The sequence below is a fragment of the Streptomyces sp. NPDC048415 genome (assembly GCF_040651675.1).
Classification (GTDB): domain Bacteria; phylum Actinomycetota; class Actinomycetes; order Streptomycetales; family Streptomycetaceae; genus Streptomyces.
Window position 1 is genome coordinate 20,490 of record NZ_JBEZKJ010000042.1, and the last position, 22,421, is coordinate 42,910.

General features: G+C 69.8%; 13 protein-coding genes. 6 read left to right on the forward strand and 7 right to left on the reverse strand.

Annotated features, from left to right (window positions below):
• Positions 1-42: 42 nt before the first annotated feature.
• From AB0D27_RS25380 to AB0D27_RS25390, 3 genes are all read left to right on the forward strand, one after another.
• Positions 43-866 (forward strand): IS5 family transposase gene (locus AB0D27_RS25380; RefSeq protein ID WP_362513035.1). Its coding sequence is split into 2 segments (ribosomal slippage): positions 43-409 and positions 409-866, totalling 825 coding nucleotides; the frame shifts between segments, so codons are not numbered across the junction.
• Between the two features lie 349 nt (positions 867-1,215).
• On the forward strand, positions 1,216-5,283 hold the full coding sequence (locus AB0D27_RS25385; protein WP_362512953.1) for an AAA domain-containing protein: 4,068 nt from the start codon (positions 1,216-1,218) through the stop codon (positions 5,281-5,283).
• Positions 5,280-6,110 (forward strand): hypothetical protein, encoded by an 831-nt coding sequence (locus AB0D27_RS25390; protein WP_362512956.1) that lies wholly within the window; start codon positions 5,280-5,282, stop codon positions 6,108-6,110. Before AB0D27_RS25385 ends, AB0D27_RS25390 begins: the two co-directional genes overlap by 4 nt.
• 79 nt (positions 6,111-6,189) lie before the next feature.
• Here the strand turns inward: AB0D27_RS25390 and AB0D27_RS25395 are convergent, their stop codons facing one another.
• On the reverse strand, positions 6,190-7,068 hold the full coding sequence (locus tag AB0D27_RS25395) for a hypothetical protein (protein ID WP_362512959.1): 879 nt from the start codon (positions 7,066-7,068) through the stop codon (positions 6,190-6,192).
• A gap of 85 nt (positions 7,069-7,153) precedes the next feature.
• On the opposite strand from AB0D27_RS25395, the gene AB0D27_RS25400 reads away from it, so the two are divergent.
• The 3 genes from AB0D27_RS25400 (at position 7,154) to AB0D27_RS25410 (ending at position 10,043) form a co-directional block, all read left to right on the forward strand.
• Positions 7,154-7,636 carry a hypothetical protein gene (locus AB0D27_RS25400; RefSeq protein WP_362512961.1) on the forward strand — a complete coding sequence of 161 codons (483 nt, stop codon included), beginning with the start codon at positions 7,154-7,156 and terminating at the stop codon, positions 7,634-7,636.
• A 143-nt stretch (positions 7,637-7,779) separates the two neighbouring features.
• Positions 7,780-8,715, forward strand: a complete 936-nt coding sequence (locus AB0D27_RS25405) for a hypothetical protein (RefSeq protein ID WP_362512964.1) — start codon at positions 7,780-7,782, stop codon at positions 8,713-8,715.
• Positions 8,716-8,753: 38 nt separating this feature from the next.
• Positions 8,754-10,043: a hypothetical protein gene (locus tag AB0D27_RS25410; RefSeq protein ID WP_362512966.1), complete on the forward strand. Its 1,290-nt coding sequence runs from the start codon at positions 8,754-8,756 to the stop codon at positions 10,041-10,043.
• Between the two features lie 134 nt (positions 10,044-10,177).
• Here the strand turns inward: AB0D27_RS25410 and AB0D27_RS25415 are convergent, their stop codons facing one another.
• From AB0D27_RS25415 to AB0D27_RS25440, 6 genes are all read right to left on the reverse strand, one after another.
• Positions 10,178-11,512 (reverse strand): TIGR02679 domain-containing protein, encoded by a 1,335-nt coding sequence (locus tag AB0D27_RS25415; RefSeq protein WP_362512969.1) that lies wholly within the window; start codon positions 11,510-11,512, stop codon positions 10,178-10,180.
• On the reverse strand, positions 11,512-16,521 hold the full coding sequence (locus AB0D27_RS25420; protein WP_362512972.1) for an SbcC/MukB-like Walker B domain-containing protein: 5,010 nt from the start codon (positions 16,519-16,521) through the stop codon (positions 11,512-11,514). The genes AB0D27_RS25415 and AB0D27_RS25420 overlap by 1 nt, the downstream gene beginning before the upstream one ends.
• Positions 16,518-17,813 carry a DUF2398 family protein gene (locus AB0D27_RS25425; protein WP_362512975.1) on the reverse strand — a complete coding sequence of 432 codons (1,296 nt, stop codon included), beginning with the start codon at positions 17,811-17,813 and terminating at the stop codon, positions 16,518-16,520. Before AB0D27_RS25425 ends, AB0D27_RS25420 begins: the two co-directional genes overlap by 4 nt.
• The gene (locus AB0D27_RS25430; RefSeq protein WP_362512978.1) at positions 17,810-19,294 is read right to left on the reverse strand and encodes a DUF2397 family protein; all 1,485 of its coding nucleotides are present in this window, start codon (positions 19,292-19,294) and stop codon (positions 17,810-17,812) included. Before AB0D27_RS25430 ends, AB0D27_RS25425 begins: the two co-directional genes overlap by 4 nt.
• Before the next feature lie 284 nt (positions 19,295-19,578).
• Entirely contained in the window at positions 19,579-20,925 is a 1,347-nt protein-coding gene (locus tag AB0D27_RS25435) for an AAA domain-containing protein (protein WP_362512981.1), read from the reverse strand.
• Positions 20,915-22,420 carry a hypothetical protein gene (locus AB0D27_RS25440; RefSeq protein WP_362513037.1) on the reverse strand — a complete coding sequence of 502 codons (1,506 nt, stop codon included), beginning with the start codon at positions 22,418-22,420 and terminating at the stop codon, positions 20,915-20,917. The genes AB0D27_RS25435 and AB0D27_RS25440 overlap by 11 nt, the downstream gene beginning before the upstream one ends.
• Position 22,421 lies beyond the last annotated feature (1 nt).

Below are 22,421 nucleotides of genomic sequence, written 5' to 3' on the forward strand. Positions count from 1 at the left end.
AAGCTGTCGATCATGTGACTGTCGGTCTCGTTGCTCGTTGGTCTGGTCGTGGGGAAGAGGGAGTCGCGTCCGTGGATCGTCTCGGACGAACTGTGGTCGCTCATCGAGCCGTTGTTGCCCGAGCCGGGGCCGAAACTGGTCGAGGGCAGGCCGCGGATACCGGACCGGCAGGCGCTGTGCGGGATCCTGTTCGTGCTGCACACCGGCATCCAGTGGGAGTACCTGCCGCAGGAGCTGGGCTTCGGCTCGGGCATGACGTGCTGGCGGCGCCTGGCGGCGTGGAACGAGGCCGGCGTGTGGGACGAGCTGCATCTTGTGCTGCTGGAGAAGCTGCGGGCCGCGAAGAAGCTTGACTGGTCGCGGGCGGTGATCGACTCCTCCCATGTGAGGGCTGCTCGGCGCGGCCCAAAAGCGGCCCCAGCCCGGTCGACCGCGCACGTCCGGGCAGCAAGCACCACGTCCTCACCGACGGGCAGGGCATCCCGCTCGCGGTGTCGCTGACCGGCGGAAACCGCAACGACGTCACGCAGTTGCTGCCCCTGCTGGACAAGGTTCCGGCCGTGGCCGGCGTCGTCGGCCGGCCCAGACGCCGACCCGACGCGCTCCTCGCAGACCGCGGCTACGACCACGACAAGTACCGCCGCCTGCTGTGGCAACGCGGCGTCCGCCCGGTCATTGCCGAACGAGGCCAGCCACACGGCTCTGGCCTGGGCGTTTTCCGTTGGGTGGTGGAACGCACGATCGCCTGGCTGCACGGCTTCCGCCGACTGCGGATCCGCTGGGAACGACGCGACGACATCCACGAGGCCTTCCTCGGCCTCGCTACCTGCCTGATCACCCACCGCCACGTCCAACGCCTTTGTTAGGACCTCTAAGCGACGGCTGCTACGACGGAACCAGGCTCCGCGGCATGTAGCCGTCACGCGTCTCCGCCAGCGCCCTGACGTAGGCGAGTGGTTCTGGATCGGTGACCGGCCTGATGGAAGTCCTCCTGCTTGCCACGGAACCTCGGTGACGACGCTCGGTCGGGAATGGAGCCCAGTCTTCCGGGCGCTCCCGTGCGCCGTGTGTGCTTCTTTCACGCCCTGCGTGCGCTGCAACTCCCTCTGTCTGAAGGTGCTTTGGGCTTCGTACGTTGGTCTGTTCGCCTGCAGGGGGCGGGCTCCGGTGCTCGGCGGGCCGGGTTCGGTGGACGAACCAGCCAAGGGGTGACTCGTGGATGCCATAGTGCGGCATGCCCGTCGGGAGAAAGTGGCGGCTGAGGCGCAGCGGTGGGCTGATGCGCTGGTCGATTTCGGGCCCTACAACACGCTGTTGCACTTCAAGGACACCAAGACCGCGTCGCTGGATGTGACCGACGCTCCTCCGTCGGCCCTGGCCTCGCTCCTGGCCGGCCGTAAAACCCGTCTGATCGGCCTGTTTCCCGGAACTGCCGACCACGGTGCTGCCTGCACCCGGGCACGAAGCCTGCGCCGCAGGATGGTGGAGCTGGACGAGGAACAGGGCATCGAGGCCGGCCGCCTGGCTCTTGGCCTGCTGCGGGTTGACCCGCCGCCCACGCGCGGGAGTACGCCGGTGCCGGCGCTGCGCGCCCCGTTACTGCTTCAGCCGCTGGTCATCCAGCCGCGCACCGCTTCCGAGAACGACTTCGTCCTCGAGACGGCCGGTGAGGCGGAGATCAACCCGGTGCTGCTGTACGCCCTCAGCCGCCAGTACGGCATGGACGGCGACACGGAGGCTCTCGCCGACAAGGTGTCCGCCGCTCTGGAGGAGTGCGCGGATCCGGCCGGTCGCCTCCGCGTCGCGTACGGGATCCTCGAGGCCGACCTCGCCCGCAGCAACCTGACCGTCGAGCTGGAAGAGCGCATCGTGGCGGGCGTCTTCAGTTTCGACCGGCTCCCTATGGTCCAGGACCTGCGCAGCGCCACCGAGTTGCTGGCCGACCACCCGGTCATCGCCGCTCTGGCCGGTGACCCGGAAGCAAACCGTGCCCTGGCCGAGGACGACACCGGCTCTCGTGCTCCAGCCGGCGCCGACGACATCCCGCCCCGGTCGGAGTACCTGGTTCTCGACGCGGACGCCTCCCAGCAGAAAGTCATCAGTGCCGCGCTGGCCGGCTCCCACCTGGTGATCGAAGGACCGCCGGGAACGGGCAAGAGCCAGACCATCGCCAACCTGATCGCCACCTTTTCGGCCCTGGGCAAACGCGTCCTGTTCGTCGCCGAGAAACGCGCCGCGATCGAAGCCGTCACCGACAGCCTCGCCACTGTGGATCTGGACGGCCTGGTCTTCGACCTCCACGGCAACAAACTCAGCCGCCGCCAGATCGCCCAGCAACTGCACGAGGCCCTGGAGCGGGCCGGCCAGCAAGCTCCGCCTCACCCGGCCGACCTGCACACCGGCCTGACCCACTACCGAGAGGAAACCCTCCGCCACATACAGGAGTTCCACCAGCCGCTCGACCCCTGGCAGGTGAGCCCCCATCAGGCGATCACCCACCTGATGGGCTGCCCACCCGCCCACCACACCCGCGTCCGGCTGCGCGGCCCCGCATTCCGCCACCTCCACGGCGAGCACTACCGCCAGACAAAGCAGGACCTGCGGACGTTCGTCGCCACGAAAGGACTGACGGTCCGCCGTGGCGAGTCACCCTGGTCCCGCACGCAGGCTCGCACCGAGGCCGAACTGCGCGCCGTGGTGGACGGCCTCGACCAGCTCACCGGCACGCAACTGAGCGATACGCGCCGGATTCTGGAGAACCTGGTGGACACCGCAGGCCTGCGCCGGGCCGACGACCTTGAGGGATGGCAGGCCCTGCTCACCCTGCTGCACGACGTCACTACGACACTGGCCCGCTTCGAAGCGGCCGTCTTCGCTCCCGGCCTGGACGATCTCATCACCGCCACCGCGAGCCGCGCCTGGCGCAAGGAGCACGACCGGCACGTCGGCTGGTGGTCCGGCCGGAAACTGATCAAACGGGCGCGTGGCCTGACCAAGGACGGCCTGCGCGAACGCCCTGCGCTGCACGCCGCCCTCGTGCAGGCGGCCGACCAGCACACCCGCTGGCAGTCACTGGCCGCGACCAGCAGCGCGAACCCCTGGACCGTCCCCGGACTCTCCCGCGCCCTGGCCGCCTTCACCGGCCTGCAGAGCCGTCTGGCCGCGATAGCCCTGTGCGTGCGCTGGGACGACTGGGAGACCGCCCCCGCCGACGACGTAGACAAAACCATTCAGCGCCTCGACGGTGACCGCGACACCCTGCTGCGCATGCCCGAACTCAACCAGCTCACCGACCGGCTCGAAGCCGCCGGACTCGCCGGCCTCCTCGACGAGCTGGCACACGCGGACGCCGACCCCGATACGGCCGTGGCCACCCTCCGCTATCTGTGGTGGTCGTCGGTGCTGGAGGAGGCGCGCATGCGCTCCGCCTACCTGCGGTCCTTCACCCGTCTCGAACACGACCACGTCGTCGAGCAGTTCCGCCTCCGTGACCGCGACCACCGGGACAGCAACCCCGCCCGTGTCCGCTACGAGGTCGCCACCCGGCTACGGAAGGTCCGCGACGCTCACTCCGACCAGAACACCCTGGTGCGCACCCAGGCCCGCCGCAAGTCCCGGCACCTGTCCCTGCGCAGGCTCGTCGAAAAGGCCCCCGACGTGCTGCTGGCCGCCAAGCCGTGCTGGGCCATGTCGCCCCTCGTCGTCAGCCGTGTCCTGCCGGCCGCCCGGCTGTTCGACGTCGTCATCTTCGACGAGGCCAGCCAGGTCCTGCCGCACGATGCGATGACCTCCATCATGCGCGCACAGCAGGTCATCGTCGCCGGAGACCCCCACCAGCTCCCGCCCACCACCTTCTTCCAGCGCGTCCTGAGCGGCACCCAGGAGCACACCGACGACGACCTCGACGACGATGCGCCACCCGACTACGAGTCACTGCTGGACCTGCTCTCCAGCCGGCTGCCCCACGTCCACACCCTGAAATGGCACTACCGCAGCCGCGACGAACGCCTGATCGCCTTCTCCAACCACACCATCTACGACGACCGGCTCGTCACCTTTCCCGGCACCACCCTCACCAGCCCCATCCGCCTGGAGACCGTCGACGGCCACGCCAGGCCCGGCCAGAGCGGTTCCGTCCCCGAGGAAGTCGAACGCGTCGTCGAGCTCGCCCTCGATCACGCCACCCACACCCCTGACCTCAGCCTCGGCGTCATCACCATGGGCCAGCGCCATGCCGACCGCATCACCCTCGCCCTGCGCGACGCCCTCCAAGACCGTCCCCAACTTGAGGAGTTCTTCAGCCCCGACGCCGGACCCCGACGGCGTTTCTTCACCAAGAACCTCGAACAGGTCCAGGGCGACGAACGCGACGCCATCATCCTCAGCATCGGCTACGGCAAAGGCGCCAACGGCCGGCTGTCCATGGCCTTCGGCCCGCTCAACAACGACGGGGGAGAGCGCCGACTGAACGTCGCCATCACCCGCGCCCGCCAGAAGATGACGGTCGTCAGCTCCTTCACCCACCACGACTTCGACCCCGGCAAACTCAAGAACACCCGCAACCGCGGGCCCGAACTGCTGCGCGCCTTCCTCGAGTACTGCTCCCACGGAGGAGACCTCCACCGCACCGGAACTGCGCGCACCGACTGGAATCTCAACCCGTTCGAACAGCAGGTCCTCACCACCCTCGAAGCCTCCAACGTCCCCGTCACACCGCAGTGGGGCGTGTCCGGCTACCGCATCGACTTCGCCCTCGGCCACCCCGAACGCCCCGGCCAGATGATCCTCGCCGTCGAAACCGACGGCGAGCGCTACCACAGCGCTCCCAGCGCCCGCGACCGCGACCGCCTGCGCCAGGCCCACCTGGAACGACTCGGCTGGCGCTTCCACCGCATCTGGGCCGCCGACTGGTTCACCAACCCGCACACCGAACTCGACCGCCTCATTGCCACCTGGCGCGACGCCGTACAACAGGCCGACGAAACCCCCAGCGCCCCCGCCGGCACGCCCCGCCCGGCAGCAACCCCGCCCCCGACGGCAGCCAAACGCCCGCCTCGCCCCGCCCTGCCCGCAGCAGACCGCATCGGCGACTACTCCGACACCGACCTGCTGACCTTGGCCTCCTGGCTGCTGAGCGACGGATTCCAACTCGACCGCGACACCCGCATCAACCAGGCCATCACCGAACTGGGCTTCAAAAAACGCGGCCGCGTCATCGTCGAACGCCTCACCCGCGCCCTCGAACAGGCCCAGCACACGGCAGACAAGGAGACCCCGCGATGAAACCCCTCGACCCCCTCACCCTCGAACGCGTCGCCCGCCTCATCGTCGACATCGACGGCCCCTTCGAACGCCGCGGCTACCAACTCACCCAGCTCCTGCAACGTGCTGCTTGGCCCCAGCTTGCCGAGTACGACGGCTCACCCCGCATCCCCTGGCTCACCGACACCCTGACCAGCACCGACGACCTGGCCGCCGTCAGCCGGCTGCTGTGCCGCATCTGCGACCCACTCGAATACGACGACGGCCTCGCCTCCGCCGACCTCATCCGCCAGGAACTCAACACCCACCTCGCCGCCGAACAGCTCACCGTCACCTACGTCTCCGGACGCCCCGTCCTGGGCCAGCCCGGCACCGACGGCCACACCACCGTCTTCACCGTCCCCGACGACCTCGAAGCCCGCATACGCCCCCTCGTCAGCAGTGAAGACTTCCTCCAGCAGCTCATGGAACGCGTCACCGAAACACAGATCTGCGAACAGCACGGCGCCTACGGCCTCACCATCATCGGCATCGGCAGCTTCGCCGAAGCACTGCTACTGGACGTCCTCACCCACCGCGACCCCACCCTGCTACAAGGCTTCCCCATGCCGAACGGCAAGCGGGTCGCTCCCGAACGAGCCAGCTTCTCCCTCCTGCTCGACACCGCCCGGACCCGCAGCTGGATCCAGATGGACGCCCACGACTTCATGAAGATCGTCCGCGACTACCGCAACTTCGTCCACCTGCGCAACCAGCAAGAACGAGGCGTCACACCCGACCGCGACACCGTCGGCATGTGCTGGGGCCCCGTCCTCGCCGTCCTCAACGACCTTGAGACCAGCCGCTAGGAGGTTCGGCATCGTCCTCTGCTCCGCCGTACGCCGGGCGACTGCAGGAGAATCCGGCGACCCCGCAGAACCACACCAGTCAGGAACTGGTGGGTTCTTGTTTGCGGCGTCGGCGGAGTTCGCGCTGGGCCTGGGCACGGGCGCATTCGCGGGAGCAGTACTTCACCCCGGTAGTGCGGTGCTGGCCGTATTCGGCGCGGCCGCGTTGGCGGACGAAGGCGCGGCCGCAGGGCTCGTTGGCACAGTGGTGGACGGTCGCGCCTTCGACGAGGTGGTTGTACAGCTGCAGGAACGCCACGGAGTAGACGGTGGGGTAGCGGTCGGAAAGATCACCGATGCCGATGCTGAAGAGCCCCAGGGCCCGGTTCAACACCTCCTGCAGCGAGGTGAGTTCGGAGTCGATGAGGATCTCCTGCAGCTCCTCGAGTGACTGCGGCCAGGGCTGCTCACGGTGCTGGCTCTGTGATCGCAGGTCGGCCAGCGTCTCCTCGGTGACGTGCGATCGGACGAGCTCTTCGAGCCCGCCCTCGCGCTGGCAGGCCAGCCATGTCGTGATCGCGTCCTGCGCGGTCCGCACGTAGATGGCCACCAGATCGCGGTGCACACCGAACGGGTAGGGCTGCTGCTCGCTGTCGGCTTCGGGGATGTCCTGCACCGCGTAGTACACGTCCTCATCATCGAAGGACAGATCGTCTCGGTCGGCGCCGAAGAGGGGTCCGTAGGCCGCCATCATCCGAGCTGCGCCCTCGAGGTCGTCGGCCGGCAGTTCCATCAGCTCGCGCAGGTAGAAGTCCTCGGGCAGCTCTACGGACGTGCGGTCCTCGAAGGGGGCGGGGGTCCACAGGATCCAGTCGCCCTTGACGCGCACGTTCTTGATGCGGCGGGTCAGGGGCGGGACCGGGATGGTGGATCCGGGCCACAGCGTGGGACGAAAACGTGGGTCAACGTACTCCGTCATGGCGGCATCATAGCCGCTACGGTGGTAATACAAAACAGTGGCACTTCGTACTACGCGAAGAGGCCGCGGACGAGGAGGCGCAGCAGTGGCCGACTGGCTGGCACGAAAGACCATCGGAGACCAGCACGAACACACCGTCAAAAATGCACTCGAAGCACGCGGTTGGACCGTCCACCCCTGCGGACAAGGCACCTACCCCGCACCCATCCAGCAAGCCCTGAGCCACACGCCCTCGGCCCTGCGCTACTTTCCCGACCTCATCGCAGCCCGCGGCAGCGAGCTCGTGACCATAGACGCCAAAGCACGCATGCCCAGCACCACCTCCCGCACCTACGCCATCTCCCACAAATGCGCCGTGGCAGGGGTGCAGCTCATGGGCGTCCAGGTACCCGTGCCGCTGTACTACGTCCTGGGCGACCTCCATGTCCTGACACCCGCGGAGGTCCTCTACGACACCTTCCACACCCTCCACCCCACCAACGGCGCCTACCACCTGGTCAGCAGCCGACTGGCCTTACCCTTCGACGACGTCTTCGGGACCAGCACCGCCTACGAGCGCGCTGCCTGACCCCGGCGGGTACCCGCAGAGCCCTCTTCCTGAACTGAGGTATCCGGGTTCGCAGTCCGCGCCAGCTCCAGCGGCCGTTGGCCAATGGTCGAAAACACCGTTGGGCTCGGCTCTGCTTCCACCGCTACGGGGGAGCAGGTCTGATGGAGCTTACCCTCCTGCCGTGTGATCAGGAGCAGGATAGTGGCAAGGCGTTGGCCAGGAGAGGAGAGCCGGTGGACGTGGGGGAGCGGTGGGCGTACCGGGTGGCGCCACACCACGGACCCGTCGCAGAAGTCGAGGTCCTGAAGATGGGCACGCAACGCCCGGTGCGGGTCAAAGTCCGCTTCGTCGCGGAGCAAGCGGAAGGCCGACAGGAGTGGGTGCCGCCGGCCCGGCTGCGTGTCGCCTGGCAGGACAAGGATGCCTGGCTGGCTCGCGAAGAGCGGTGGAGCGAGCTGACGCGGGACGGCCCGGACGACGACGACACCGCGTTCCGGGCGGTCGTCATCCTGTTCGACGAGCACCTGTGGGAGGGGCTGGTGTCCTTCGGCGTCAACTACCGTGACCGGGGCCTGCTGTACGTTGACGATGTGCCCGCGCTAGCCGCGCTCCTTGATGTCCCCGAAAGCTTCTTCTGCAGCGATCCGCGGGCGTTCACCGACACCGACGGCGCGCTGACCGCGCCTTGGCCCACCACCGTTCAGGTGGCACGGCTCCTGGCCCGCACCCGGGCCGACCACCTCATGGCCGTCGTGCACAAACACGAACGCCAGGCACGCCAAGACGCGATCTACGGCCGCTACTACCCAGGCCGCGGCAAGAATCCCGGAACCCACATCAGCCCCGAGATCTGCGCAGAGGTCGACCGCAGCTACCAACCCGCCTACAACCTATTGCGCCAGTGGTGCGGCGCGGACGTTGTCGAGAACTTCGAAGAACTCAAGGCCCTGCGTGACGAAGTCCTCCGCATCGGCCAGCTCATGGAGCAGGCTATCGGCTGCCTGCGCCAGGCCGGACAGGCCAAGGCAGCCGACCGCTTCGAGCGGGAACTCGGCATCCCCCTCGAGACGCTGCGACAGGCCGAGCGCGACGACTGACACCCCCGACCAACCGGGCACCAACGACAGGAAGATCCGTGGCCCGCACCAAGCTCAACGAGCGCCAACTCGACGCCCTGCGCCGCATCTGCCACGGCGATGCACCCATTACCTCCGACGACTCCGTCCTCGCCGCGACCGTCTATGCCCTGCGCAACCGGGGCCTGGTCACCACAATCCGGACCGACGGCCGCTGGAGCGCAGCCCCCACCGAGGCCGGCCTCCAACACCTCGCCCACACCGACGCCACACTCGCCCCACGCCCGAGCGCCTCTGCCCCGTCTACGGCACCCGACGCAGCGGAACTGATCACCAGACTCCAGCAATCCGGCGGCACCCTGCACATCGCCAACCCCACCCCGGACGAACGGGCCCGCTGGCGCCGCGCCCTGCACGCCGCACGCGCAGACCACCTGGTCCCCGACGGCCACCATCTCCAGCACACCGGACGCAACAAAGGCGACCTGGTCATCACCCTGCGCCCAGGGTCACCGCCACGACGCGCCGCGCCCCCAAGCGAGACCGTCCCCGTCCCCGACGACCTGCCGGCAGAACGCTTGCACCCCGCAGCCGCCACAGCGCACGTCCCGGTCTGCCCCGACTGCCAGCCCCGCGCCCGCCGCATCATCCACGCCCTCTGCCACACAGCCGAAGCCAAGAACTACACGGTCAGCAACCCCGAGACCGGTTCAGCAGCCAGCCTGGTGATCACCATCGGCGACAGTTCCTTCCCGCTCTCCTTCCACGAAGGCTCCTACGAGGTCCCCGACCCCAGCGGCGCGAAGTACGACTGGCAACGCGTGACCGCGCGCACCACACGCCCATCCCACGAACTCGAACTCAGCCTCGAGCACACCTACGCCCATCGAGGCCGACGCTCTCACTGGGGAGACAGGCAACGCTGGCGCCTGGAAGACAAACTCCCCGCCCTGTTCCGAGAGATCGCCCACCGCGCACAAGCCGAGTACGAACGACTGCAGGCCCAGCAGCGCAAGGAAGAAGAGACACGCCAACGTTGGCTGACTGCGATGCAGCTGGCTCGCACTGCCCTTCTGGAAGACCACCGGCTGAAGGCCCTGCGCACGCAGGTGCAGGCCTGGCAGGAAGCCACTGCCATCCGCGCCTACTGCGACGCGCTCGAAGACCACGGCGCCACCACCGACGTGGCCGAAGCAACCACTGCCTGGACCACCTGGGGCCGGGCCTATGCGGACCGTATCGACCCCGTACCTCAGAAGCCAGGACTACCGGACCCTCCGACGATCACACCAGAGGACCTGCGCCCGTACCTGCGTGGTTGGAGCCCGTACGAGGCCAAACGGGCATGACAGAGGGGTGTGTCGTGACAGGTTGGTCGGGGGCTTGTCGATCAGGTCGCGCTCGTGTGGTTGTTGATGTGGCGGACGGTATCGGCGGCTGCGCTGTTGGCTGTCCAACATCGCCTTCACCACACCCGAGCACCTCATCCAGACCATCTGGCACGGCATCGTCCCCACCTCATCGACGGATGCCTCACCGGGACCGGACTGTTCCTCACCCCAACGACTTCATGAGTCAAGCTCAGTAGGTGGAAGCGGGGGGGGAGGAGGCGGTCCAGAACGGCGTCGTGTTCTTGGAACACCACCCGCCCCACGTTGCGCAGTTCGCGGGCGAGCTGCGGGTCGATGTCTTCGGCGGGGAGCGGGCCCAGTACCACTGCGGACGGGTGGGTTCCGGCGTCGTGGAGTGTGGCCAGGTCCATGGCGACGAGTCTGGCGCCGTACAGGCGGGTGACGGTGTGCGCGATGCCGAGCCCTGGCCCGTCCAGGTCGCCTGCGTACTGCAGGGCCACGCCCTGGTCGACGGCGAGTTGCAGCAGGGCGTGGTCGACGGCGCGCAACTGTCCGCTGGTGCACGCCAGCGGCGCGGTGTGGCCGCATGCAAGGGCGGCTTCGAGGACGGAGGGGTTCTCCACCACGGTGAGCACCTGGATCGGGTCCAGACGTGGGGGAGTGCGGGTCAGGTCGAACAGGTGCAGCGAGACGGGCGCGACGGCGTCGCGTAAGCGCCGGTCGATCGGTCCGTCGCCGACTGCCTGAACGTGGTGGAGCAGCACGGTGGCGGTGAGCCGGTCAGGTACCACTCCGGTCTGCTCGAGCAGGACGCGGATCCGGTCCGGTCGTGTCGGCTCCACCTGTCCGGTCAGTTCGGCGACCAGTGTGACGAGTCGGCTGCCTGCGAGGGTGTCGAGGTCGAAGAAATGGGGGTCACCGGCGGTGTCGTGGGCGAGCTTGGGCAGCGAGACCGGCGGGTTGGCCGGCAGCCGTGTCGTCACGGCGGCGAGGGCGTCGACCAGCTTGCGCACCCCTGTGCCTTCGTTGACGCCGATCCCGGCGGCGCGCATCCGCGCGACCAGCCCCGGACACGCCGGCAGCTGCGCGGCCGCGTACTGCCACACATCCTGGCGTAGTGCCGCGTCGCTTATGCGCTGCTGCGCGCGGTCGATCACCGGCCGTCCCACAGCATGCTCCACCAGTGCCACCAAGTCCTGCGGTTCCAGCCGCAGTACCTGGCATAGCGCTCGCACCGGTACTCGTGCCCCGCGGGCGTCCATGACCACCGCGGAGGTGCCGCGCCGCAGTCGGCCCGCGTCGTCCAGCCACGCCCGCAGCGCCGCTACCCCCGCTGGCGGCAGACCGGCCACCCGCACACTCGCCACGGCCGCCGGATCCGTCCCGGCGCACAGCCGGTCGTGCACGGCTGCCCACAGCGGGGCCAGCGCCTCATCGCCCGCGACCCATTCCCATGTCGTGCCCATCAGTCGGCCATCCCGCCGTCGAAGTCCAGGTCGAGGTCCAGCGTCAGCGGCTGCGCCTCCCCGTGGCCCTGCCACAGCCACGGCACCGTCACGCGGTGCTTCCCGCTGGTGATGACCTGGTGGATGACCACCTGCCCGGCCTCTTTCTTGATCACCGGGGTCATCGAGGGCGCGGTCGCCAGCACATCGAACTCCCACCGGCGCAGCAGTCCCAGCATCTGCCGAAGGTTCGCGTCGTCGAACGCCGCGTCCAGTTCGTCGATCGACAGCAGCCGCGGCCCGCGGTACTCCCCGCTGTACATCGACCACGCGGCCGCCAGCAGGGGCAGCATCGTGGCCAGGCGTCGTTCCCCGGTCGACAACGTCTCCAGCGGGTTCATACCGCGCGGCTTGACCTCCTTGAAACGGTCACTGCCCCCATCGCTGAACGAGGAGTGGGTCACCGAGATCTTCCACTCGTGCCAGGCCCGGTAGTCGAAGGTGTGCGCGACCCTGTCCGCCCACGTGTCCCCGACGGACTCGTCCATCCGCTGCCGCAGTACGTCATACATCCGCTCGAACATCTCGTCCGAGGGGGGACTTTTCACCAGTTCCACCATGGCCTTCGCGTCCGCGTCTGTGCGCACCGCCCACTCGACCTTCACGCCCACCCGGGCCACCCCGGTACGCACATCCTCCAAGGTCTGGCCGATCTGCCGCACCAGTTGTTGCGCGAGATCTTGGCGGACCTGAACGTCGCGCTGTAGTTGGGCGAACATGCTGGTCTTGATGGCTTTCTTGATGTCGGCGCGCAGGTCTTGCTCCAGCTGGGCGACTGCCGCGCGCAGCGCCTCCACCGCTGTGCGCAGGTCCTGACCGCGGGCGGCGGCCGGGTCGGCGACCTCGGCACGCTGCCAACCGGTACCCGATATGTTGGTGAGGATGACCTGGCGGTTGAACCGGGCCAGTGCGCTGTTGGCGGTGCGGGCGGCGCCCTCGAGGGTCTTCAGCGCAGCGTCCCGGGCCCGGGACGCTGCGGCGAGCCGGTCCGCCCCCACTCCCGTGCCTGGCCCGGTGTGGCGGTCGGCCAGCAGGTGCCTGGCCCAGGCCAGTCCCGCGGTCAGGTTCGCGGGCCGGCCCTCCGGCCCGGTGGAGATGTCCTCGCCTACCAGGGCCAGGCCCTCGTCGACGAGTCGGCCCAACCGGGTAAGGCAGGCATCGCGGTGCTCCTCGGCCGCCTGGCGCAGCGGCGCGACCTCATCCAGCCGCGCCCGGGCCGACGCCGCGTCAGCAGCAGCCTCTTCCTTGGCGCGTTGCAGCTCCTCCACCCGTGCCCGGGCGCGGTCGAGCGCACCGGTGACCTCCTGCAGCGAGGCGCGCAGCTCCTCGTACTCGGCGCCGTGCAGGCGCCGCATCTCCTCGACAGCCGCCTTCTCGCGCCCCGCGTCCACGGCGGTTTGCTCTGCCTCCCGGGCGGTGTCGGCCGCCAGGGTCCGCCAGCGTTCGGCGGTTGCCGCGTCCTGGCGTGCCCGTCCCGCGAGGTCGATCACCCGCCCTGCGGCGCCCCGCCAGGCTTCGACCTGCCGGAACATCAAGGTGGTGTCCTCGCGGTGGGCGTCGGCCGCCTTCGGATCCGTGGGCAGCACGGTGCCGCCGCCCGCGTCGGCTGCCCGGTTCAACGCCCGCAGCGCCTGACGCACGGCCTCACCGGCCCGGCGGTGCCGCTCGCGTGCATCGGCCGTGCGCCTGATGGAGTGCTGCAGCTGCTCGCTCGCGTCGTCCTCCTGCTCCTGGGCCGAGAAGACCTGATCCAGCGGTGGGAAACCGGCCTGCTCGACATCGGCGTGGGCCTGGGCGTCCTTCGCCTGCTCCCACACGGCGTGGCTGGCGGCTGCGGTCCCGGCCGTCTCGCGCGCTGTGCTTTCAGCTGTTCGGGCTGCGGCCAGTGCCGTGGCCGCCACCTGTTCGGTGTGCCGTGCCTCCTGGGCCAGCAGCTCCAGCGCGGTGCGGCGCCGCGCGGCAGCCGCGTCCAGGGCGTGTAGTGCCTGCGCCAGCCCGCGTTCGGCCAGGCGGATGTCCTGAGCGGACCGGTTGCGGGTCTCCTGCAGCGTCTTGAGAAGGCCCTGCCACCTCTCGCGGGCCTGCTCCCACCCGGCGGTGGAGGGGAACCGGTCCCGCTCCATCGCGGCGGCGTTCACCCGGGCGCGAGCGCGCGCAGTCTCCTCGCGTGCCCGGTGCAATGTCCCCTGCGCCTGGTCGAGTTGCTGCTCCAGGTCGGCTACGTGCCGGAGCCGGGCGCGTTCGCGGGCACTTCGCCCGATGAACCGCGCCTGGTAGCCGGCCGGTGCGACCGCGGTCGCCACCGCGATCGTGACCTGATCGCCCGCCGACGGGTCCAGGGGAATCGACCGCAGCAGCTGGTGGACCCGCTCGGGGGCGATCCGGCCCTGCGCGTCGGGCCGAAGTACGTCCGCCAGACTCGCCCCCGACGCCGCCGCAGCTCCAGGGCGCAGGGTCACATCCCCTGCCACCGCCTGTCCGTCGGCACGGACCAGTGCGTCCAGCAGGCCACTGACCAGCAGAGCACCCTCGAGGCGATCTCTGGCCTCGTCCGTCAGGTGTTCGGCGAAGTCCACCAGCGCCCACAACGGGGTGCCGTCTACGGGCTGCCGGCTGCGCCACAGCGGTGCAGGTGGTACCGGCGCCGCCTGCTGGGCCTGCTCCAGCTGCTGCTCCAGGTCACGGACCGTTTCCTGCGCGAGTCCCGCCGCCTGGTCGGCGGCGTCCACCGCACGCTGGAGCCGCCCGGCGGCCGCTGCGTGCGCCCGCTCCAGGGACACCTGGATCTGCGCGACTGTCCGCGTGGCGTCGACCGCGGCCCCGTCCCCGGCCGGCTCCGGCACCATGCCGACGTCGATCAGTACCGCATCGCGCCGCCACACGCCGACCAGGCCCTGCCACTGCTCCCAGGCAGCCCCGGCTGCCGATCCGGCCCCGTCCGCTGCCTCCTGAGCCTGCGCGACGGCGGCCTCCGCCTGTGCGACCTGCCGCAAGTGAGTCTCCTGGTGCTGCTCCCGGGCCTCCTTCCCGGCCGCGTCCTGCTCCCGGGCCTCCTCCTGTGCCCCGTGCAACGCCTGCGAGGCGTGCTCGGCCGCGCCGCGTTCCTGCTCCCACAGCGTGCGTGCCTGCTCCCATGCGCCGGCCGCCTGCTCGGCCACCGCACGGTCCGCGACTGCCTGCCGGTGGTGCCCTGCCGCGTCGATCCTCGCCCGCGCCTCGCCCGCGACCTGAGCGAGCCCTGCTGTCAGCTTCCCGACGGGCAACCGCTCCCCGTCGCCGCGACCGTCCCGCACGAGCAGCTCTAGGGCGGGACCGCGCAACTCCACTGCCGTGTCTGCCCACTGCCGCATCTCCTCCAGCAGCGTGTCCTCGGCCCGCGCCCGCGTCCTGCCCGTCTGGTCGGCCGTGGCCCGGTCCGTTTCCTCGACCCCTTCGGCCTCGCGCAGATCGGCCGCCGCCGCGACTTCCATTCCCTGCGCCGTCGCATGGTCTCCGAGCGCGGCTTCTACCTTCCGCATCTGGGAGATCCGGGTGTCCACCCACGCCAGCGGTGCCGCGCACGCCTCGTCGACCACGCCTGCGGTCACTGCCGCGGCCTCGGCCGCCACCAGCCGCTCGTCGAGGGTGAGCAGTCCCTCCAGGGCCGCATCTGCGCCAAGCCGGCCCCCCACCAACCGCAGTGGCCCGGACACCGCCGACACGGCGCCCTGCGCCGACCGGACGCCATCCGCCGATTCCCGGGCGGCGCCCTCAGCCCGGGAAGCCTCGCCGCCGACCTCGTCCGACCGTTTGGCCGCTGTGCGGGCGGCAGCGGCCAGTTCGACCGCCCGCTGCTCACGCTGCGGAAGGACCGCGCCTGCGTGCCCACGCAGTTCCTCCTCCGCCGCGTTCTTCCGCCCCTCCAACTCCCCGATCTCGGCCCGCGTCCCGGCCAGCAGCTCCACGGCCTCGGCTTCCCGCGCCCCGGCCTGCTGCGCCTCCTCGCTCGCCTGGCGCTCACGCCTGGTCTGAGCGTCGAACCCGGTGTTCGCCGCGATCAGCGAGGCGGCCTCGACCACCGCCACCGCCTCCACATACCGGCGATACGCCCGTTCCGCGCCCTGCAGCAGCTTCTCTTCCGCCCGGGCACGCTCCAACTGGTCCTCGAGCTCAGAGATCCGCTCCATCGCCTGAGCGATCACCGTCAGCCGCTCACCGTCCAGCGCAGGCAACGCGCTGGACAGTAACCGGCCCATCTCCGCCGCGGAGATCGCTTCCGCCGTGCGCACACTGCGCAGGCTGCGCAGCACCCCCACCAGCGCGTCGAACTGCACCTCGTCCAGCGGGGCGAACAGCTCCTCGCGCACCGCCCGCCGGTAGTCGTGCTCGTCCCCGACCACCTGCAGATGCTCCGACAACCGCGCTCGGTTCGACGCCGCAGACGAGGCGCTGGAGGTGAAGGCCTGTCCCTGACAGGCAGCCAACTGCGCTGCGAGGTCACCGATCCGCACCGGCTCCCGGTCCACCTGCAGCCGCAGCTGCTCCCCGACTCGCCCTCGTGCCAGGAAGAACACCCGGTGCATCGCCTTGCCGACTGCCCTCAGCCACAACCCAGTCGTCACATACTCCACAGCCCCGTCATCGGTGCGCCGACCGTACTCCAGCCACCACATCCCTGTGCGGTCCTGCTGCTCGTCCCGGTCGGTGTGCCGGCTCAGCAACGTCCCGGCCGCCTTCCCTGACACCGACAAGGCGGTCTGCGACACGTCTGCGTCCAGCAGCACCGTGACCAGCATCGACGCTGACAAGGACTTCCCCGACCCGTTCGGCCCTGCGAGTGTCAGCCACCCGTTGCCGAACAGCAGCTCCTCCTCCGCCCAGGCCCAGGAGTTCACGACCCCGGCCCGCGTGGGCTGCCAGCGGCCCTCCGCGACTGGCACCCCGAGCCTGACGCCACCGGCCCTGACGGGCCCGTTTCCGGCGATCTTCACGCATCCCCCTCAGTCGGCTCGACGCCGGACGCCTCACCGGGCTCCGGCCCCGCCGTGCCGCGGGCGGCGTGCGCCACCCGCACTCGCCACAGGTGCACCCCAGGCGTCGCCTGCCACTGCTCTGCCTCGCCCACCACCGGCACGAGCAGCCGCGCGGCCGTCAGCTCACTGATCGCTGCCCGTGCCAGCGCGGGAAGCTGTGCCTTGTGACCGGCAGCCCAGTTCGGCATCACCGCCCGTACCCCCTCCAGCAGCTCCACTACGTCACCCACCTGCACCACCGAACCGGCCCGGTCCCGCTCGGACAGATGAGCCAGTAGCGCCAGCGCGGCCTGTCGCTCCATCCGCCGCCCGTTGGGGAAGTCCATCGCGGTTCCGAGCCCACTGGGATCGGTGACCTCCCACCAGTCCCGGCGCACTGTCACCCCCAACCCCAAGCCGGCCAGCAGCGCCAGCCCCCGCTCCCGGCCGGCCAGCGTGTGCAGGTACGCCGTCCCCGAGGTCTGCTCGTCGAAGGGATCCACGCCCGGGTCGTCCACCAGCCGCCGCAGCGCCTGCAGCCGCCGCCCCTCCAATGACGCCGTCTGGTCCGGCTCCGGTGCCACCGGGTCGAGCAACGAAGCGGTCGACAAAGCCGCCGCGTGCTCCTGCGGGGGCAGCACGTCTAAGCCGAGCAGCGCGGGGGACAGCGACGAGAACCGCGCCGCCAGCCGGTCCCTCGAAGCCGTCACCACCAGGTCAGCGTCCTCGTCCACCACGACCCGCTCCAGGTCGGAGTCCGCCTCCACCGAACCCTCGGCCTCCAGCACCTGCAACGCGTCCACCAGATTCTGCCGGTGCCAGCGGGCCTCCTGCTTCGACGTCCCTTCCCCGGCCACCCACTGCACCCGCGGCAGCCCGCCCGAGGCGGCCTCCTCCGCGCACACCTGCGCGAGCGCCTGCATCAACTCCCGCACGCTCAACCGCGGACGCCGCCACAACTGCTCACACACCAGACACACCAGCACCAGCGCCTCCTGCGACAGCAGCACCGGACGGCCCCCGCCGCGGGCCACCGAAGGCCCCCGGTCACCAGGGACATCCACACGCCGCTTGTGCAGCCGGACCAGCTGCGCCACCTCCAGTACCTCGAACGTCCAGCCCAGCTCCGACCGGAACAGCCCTGCCAACGCGGCCTGCCCCTTTACAGCCGCCCGGTACAGCTCCGGCTCAGCCTCGGCCCGAAGCCGTCCTCGATCCACCAGCACCCGGGCCGCATCCCGCAGATCGGCCTCCAACACCTCGCCGCTCATGCCGCCCCCTGGACAACCGCTTCGCCGGCCTGCTCGCTCGCATCGACACGGATACGCAGATCCGGGCCGGTCAACACCCCTTCGGCCAACTCAACCCGGACCTGCCGGTCCGCCATCCCCGGCCGCACCCGCACCACGACGTTGGCCCCCTCGGCCACCGCAGACCCGAACCCCAGCACAGGGTCGAACTCCTGCAGCGCCACCTCCACCGCCCGCAGCAAGATCACCGAGGCATCCGCCGCCAACCCCGCGAAATGCTCCAGCCCCACCTCTCCAGGAGTCACCAGCACCTGGGCAAACCGGCGGCGCAGCTGCGCCGCCTCGCGCGCCTGGGCCAGCGCGCTCTCCCGGTCCACGGTGGTGTCCGCCAGCTTCCGGGGCCTGCCACCAGGCTTCCCCACCCGCTCATGTTCACGCAGCGTCACCTCTACGCGGTGTACCGTGAGCCCGGCTGCCGCCACCGTCGCATGTGCCACGTCTTCCTCAGCCGGCCCGATCTGAGCGTGCCAAGCCGGCCAGTCCCCAAACGCCGCCCCATACACGCGCCGCGCCTGCTCCGCGCCGCCCTGCCGGTGCAAACTACGCGCCATAGAGCGGAAGTCAGCCCCCAGATCCGCGCCCCGCCTCCTGGCCGCATACCGCCGGTCGATCGCGATCAAGAGCGTGTGTACAGCACCAGTAGCCGAAGCGATCAACCGGTAGACCGTCCCGTCAGGCGTGAACCACGCCTCCAAGTCGGCCAGGCGACGCATCCGCTCGTCCACCCAGCGCTGCTGCTCGGCCGGATCCACCAGACCCGCGTGCACGGCCGCAGTCTCCACGACCGGACCGTGACCCACCTCCCGCAGCGCCACCAATGCGTCCCCCACCCGCCGCAACGCCCGCCCGTACTCCCGCGGAAACTGCCGCAGCGCCTCGAGCACCCGGTCCCGGTTCCTGCCGAACACATCGTCGTCAGTGACATCGGACTGGACCATCTGCGCCAGCGCACCGTAGAAGTCGGCCGTAACCCGCTGGAGTTCATCGATCCGGGTCCGCACATCATCGAGATCCCCTGGCAGCAGCCCAGGATCGTTCTGGAAATGCTCCAGCATCCGGCGGACCGTCTGCTCCACACCGTCCAGCAGCCGGCTCGGCAGCTGCAGCGCACGACGAGAGTCCAGCACCGCTGCCCGCACAGCGGCCACCAACGCCCGGCCTCGCAGTGTCAACGCCCAGGCTTCCTGCCGCGAGATCACCCCGCGGTAGTTGCGCACCGGCGCTGCATAGTCCCTGAACGGCTTGGCGAGCTCCCACTTGGCCAGTTGCTCAAGCGACGACAGCAACTGCTCCTCGGTCAGCCCATCGTGGTAACCCACGGTGCGCAGTTGCTCGAGAATCTGAGCCGGTGTCCACATCGGGCCGCGGGTAGACAATTCCTCCAACGCAGCCAGCAGGGCCGTATAGCGTTCCCGCACGAGGTCCTCGGGCAGGGCGAACACAGTCCAGTCGCTGGACAGAACGCTCCGCCACCACTGTCGCGATTGATCCATTCCGTCCCTCGCCTCGTACGTTCCCCACGTGTACAGAGCTTCCTAGCTTGAAGGCCATCGCTGACAGATCTCCCACGAATTGGGAACAACGGCCGTTTCCCACCAGGACACAAAGCGCCACCCATCAGTACTTCGCCGTCCCGGCCGCCGGTACTGACGAATCACAGAAAAAGGAATGGATTTTCGATTTCGACGGGAAAGCTGCATACCCGGGTCAGGATGTTGCCCGGGAGTCATGCGGCGACGCGGTGCTGGGAGAGTTTTGCCAGCATGACCTGATTGGCTTCCCAGCCGTCGGGGAATTTGGCCGGCACGGACAGGTGCACCGGATCCATCGAGGGGTGGCTGTCGAGGAGGTCGGCGATTCCTTCGCGGGCGACGACGATGCATGCCTGCCGGTGGCGGGAGGCGAGGACACACAGCCGTCCGGTCTCCAGGTGGAAGGCTGTGGCGTCCCGGCGGCCGGACAGCGGGTGTACGACGATGACGACTTCGAACTCGCGGCCCTGCAGCCGGTTCGCGGTGTCGACCGCCACATCGGGAGCGTCCGGGTTGCCGGTCCGGGTGAGTGCGGTACGGACCAGGTCGGCCTGGTCGCGGTGGGCGACGCCGATGGCGATGTCGCCGGCGTTCAGGGGGCGGCCGCCGCGGTGGCGCTCGCAGGTGGCGACCGCTCCGCGGTCCAGCAGCCGGCCGGCGAGGTCGGCGGCGGTCTGGATGGTTTCGGTGTCGGTGCGCGGGACGTGGCGGCGCTTGAGTTCGTGCAGGGCCCAGCCGGTGGTGAAGGCCATCGTGAGGGTCTCGTCCAGGTCCGTGCTGCCGAACCCGGCGGTGCGGAACTCCAGGGCGCGTGTGCCGTGGGCGGTTCCGGCGGTGAAGCCGGTGAACGGGTAGAAGGCTTCATTGACGGTGGGCGCGGCGGAGGACGGGAGGCGCCAGGACACCGGCAGCCGGTGCACGGGGATGCCTCGGTTGTGTTCCAGCATCACGCTGACGCCGTTCTGCGTCGGGTCGTGCGGCAGCCCGATCCAGCGTTCGGTGCCGACGATCGTGAACGGGTCCAGCTGGCCCGGGTCGCCGACGAACAGGCCACGGTCGAAGCGCTCGACGATCTGAAGCAGCATGTCCGAACGCATCTGGTAGGACTCGTCCAGAATCGCCCAGCCGAACGTGCTGTCGCGGACGGTGGCCCACTTGGCGGCGGTGCCGACGATGATCCGGCAGCCGGCCAGGTCACCCAGGGTGCGGCCGACGGTCGTGTTCGCCAGGGCACCCAGGGCCGGTGGCGGGCTGTAGTCGCTGGCGCTCAGGCGGCCGAGGGGGATGTCGGGGTGCGTCGTGGCGAGGCGCTCGATCAGGTCGTCGACCTGGTTGTTGGTCTGGGCGACGATGATCGGGCGTTCGCCGCATGCGGTGAGTTCCTGGGCGGCGCGGACCACCAGGGTGCTCTTGCCGGCGCCGGGCGGGGAGTCGACGACGACGGCCTTGTGCCGGGTGTCGGCCAGGTCGGCGAGGATCGCCGCGGTGGCGGCGTCTGCGGACGCTGCCGGGTCGGCTGCAGTGGTGTCGTCAGTCCTCATGGCCCCACTCCTCTGCGGCGGCGTCCTCGGGTACGGCGGAGTCGGTGTCCGGCTCGTCGGGGCCGGGGCTGTGTGTCCACGGGGTGTGATCGGATGCCGGGAACACGGGTGTCGGGCGCCAGCCCGGGTCGGGAAGGTAGGCGAGGTGCTGGCCGGGCTCCGGGACGGTGCCCGGGTTCGGGGTGCGGGAGCGTCCCATGCCGCCGGTGACCTCCACGGTGACCAGCGTGGTGTCGCCGTCGGGGTGGACGGAGGCGATGACGGCCTTGTGGCCTGTCGGCATGGACGGGCTGATCAGTTTGGTGCCGGCGGCCAGCCGTACGGGGTCGTCGGTGCGGAGGGTGACGTACGGGCGTGGCACCCGTCTGTTCTTGGCCGTGGTGACCATTCGGCCGGGCTCGCTCTCCTCGACCGTTCCCGCGAATGCCTCCCCGGCGCTGCGCCGGTCGGCCAGCACGAACGGGTCGTCGAACGCCATATCGGCTTCGAAGTCGGCCAGCGCTCGCTCCAGCCGGCTCAGGCGTTGTGCCGCGCCGATCGCGGTGTCCCGCTTGCGCTGGGGAAAGCCGCCGGCATCCCGGTAGTCGGAGTAGGAGGTGAAGGACACGCAGTCGCGTTCGAAGCGCTTGGCGGTCCGCGGTGCTTCGGGGACGGACCGCAGCAGCGATATGGCTGTCCACATCATGCGCCAAGTGGGCTTGACCTGTTCCGCGACCAGGTCGCGCAACTCGGCCTGGGCAGTGGTCAGTTCGTGCGGGTCGCCGAGGGTGTGGGCCGCGTCGAACCGTTTGATCGCAGGTGCCAGGTGCCGGTTGTCGAACTCCGGGGACGTCGCCGGGCCCGCCGGCGGGCAGATGTCCGGGTTCTCCGCGTCGGCCAGGGATTGCTCGACGCTCAGCCCGTCCGGGGGTGCGATCCAGGCCATGAGGGAGGCCAGGTTCTGGTCCTCCAGCGTGCTTTGGCCGGTGGCCCAGTGCTCGCTGAGCATCGCGGTGACGGGCAGCAGCATGGAGGTGCCGGCCATTTCGGCGGTGTCGACCAGGAACGTCAGCCACATGCCGAACTCGGGGACGACGTCCGGCACGGCGTAGGGGCCGGACGTCGAGCGGAAGCGGCACATGCGTCCGAGGTCGGCCATGGCTTTGATGCCGCCGTGGTTGGGGACGAGGATCTGCGGCGCGTCGCTGTAATGGGAGCGCTCGCCGTCGCCGCGGCGGTCCTGGCGGTAGGAGTCGATGTACCTCATCACGATCTGGCCCAGGTCGGCGGCGAACGTAAACCTCTGGTCGCGGTTGCGGGGTTGCGGCACGACCAGCAGCGTCATGTCCCTCTTGGCGGTGCCGACCATGGCCGCCAGCGGAGCTCCGGCTTCTCCGGCCATGGTCAACGGGATGATCACCAGTGGCCGGCCCGACAGGCGCCGGTGGCGGAACTCGGTCTGGTGTACCGCCTCCATGGTTTCCATCGCCTCTACATGCGCCAACGCAGACAGCATG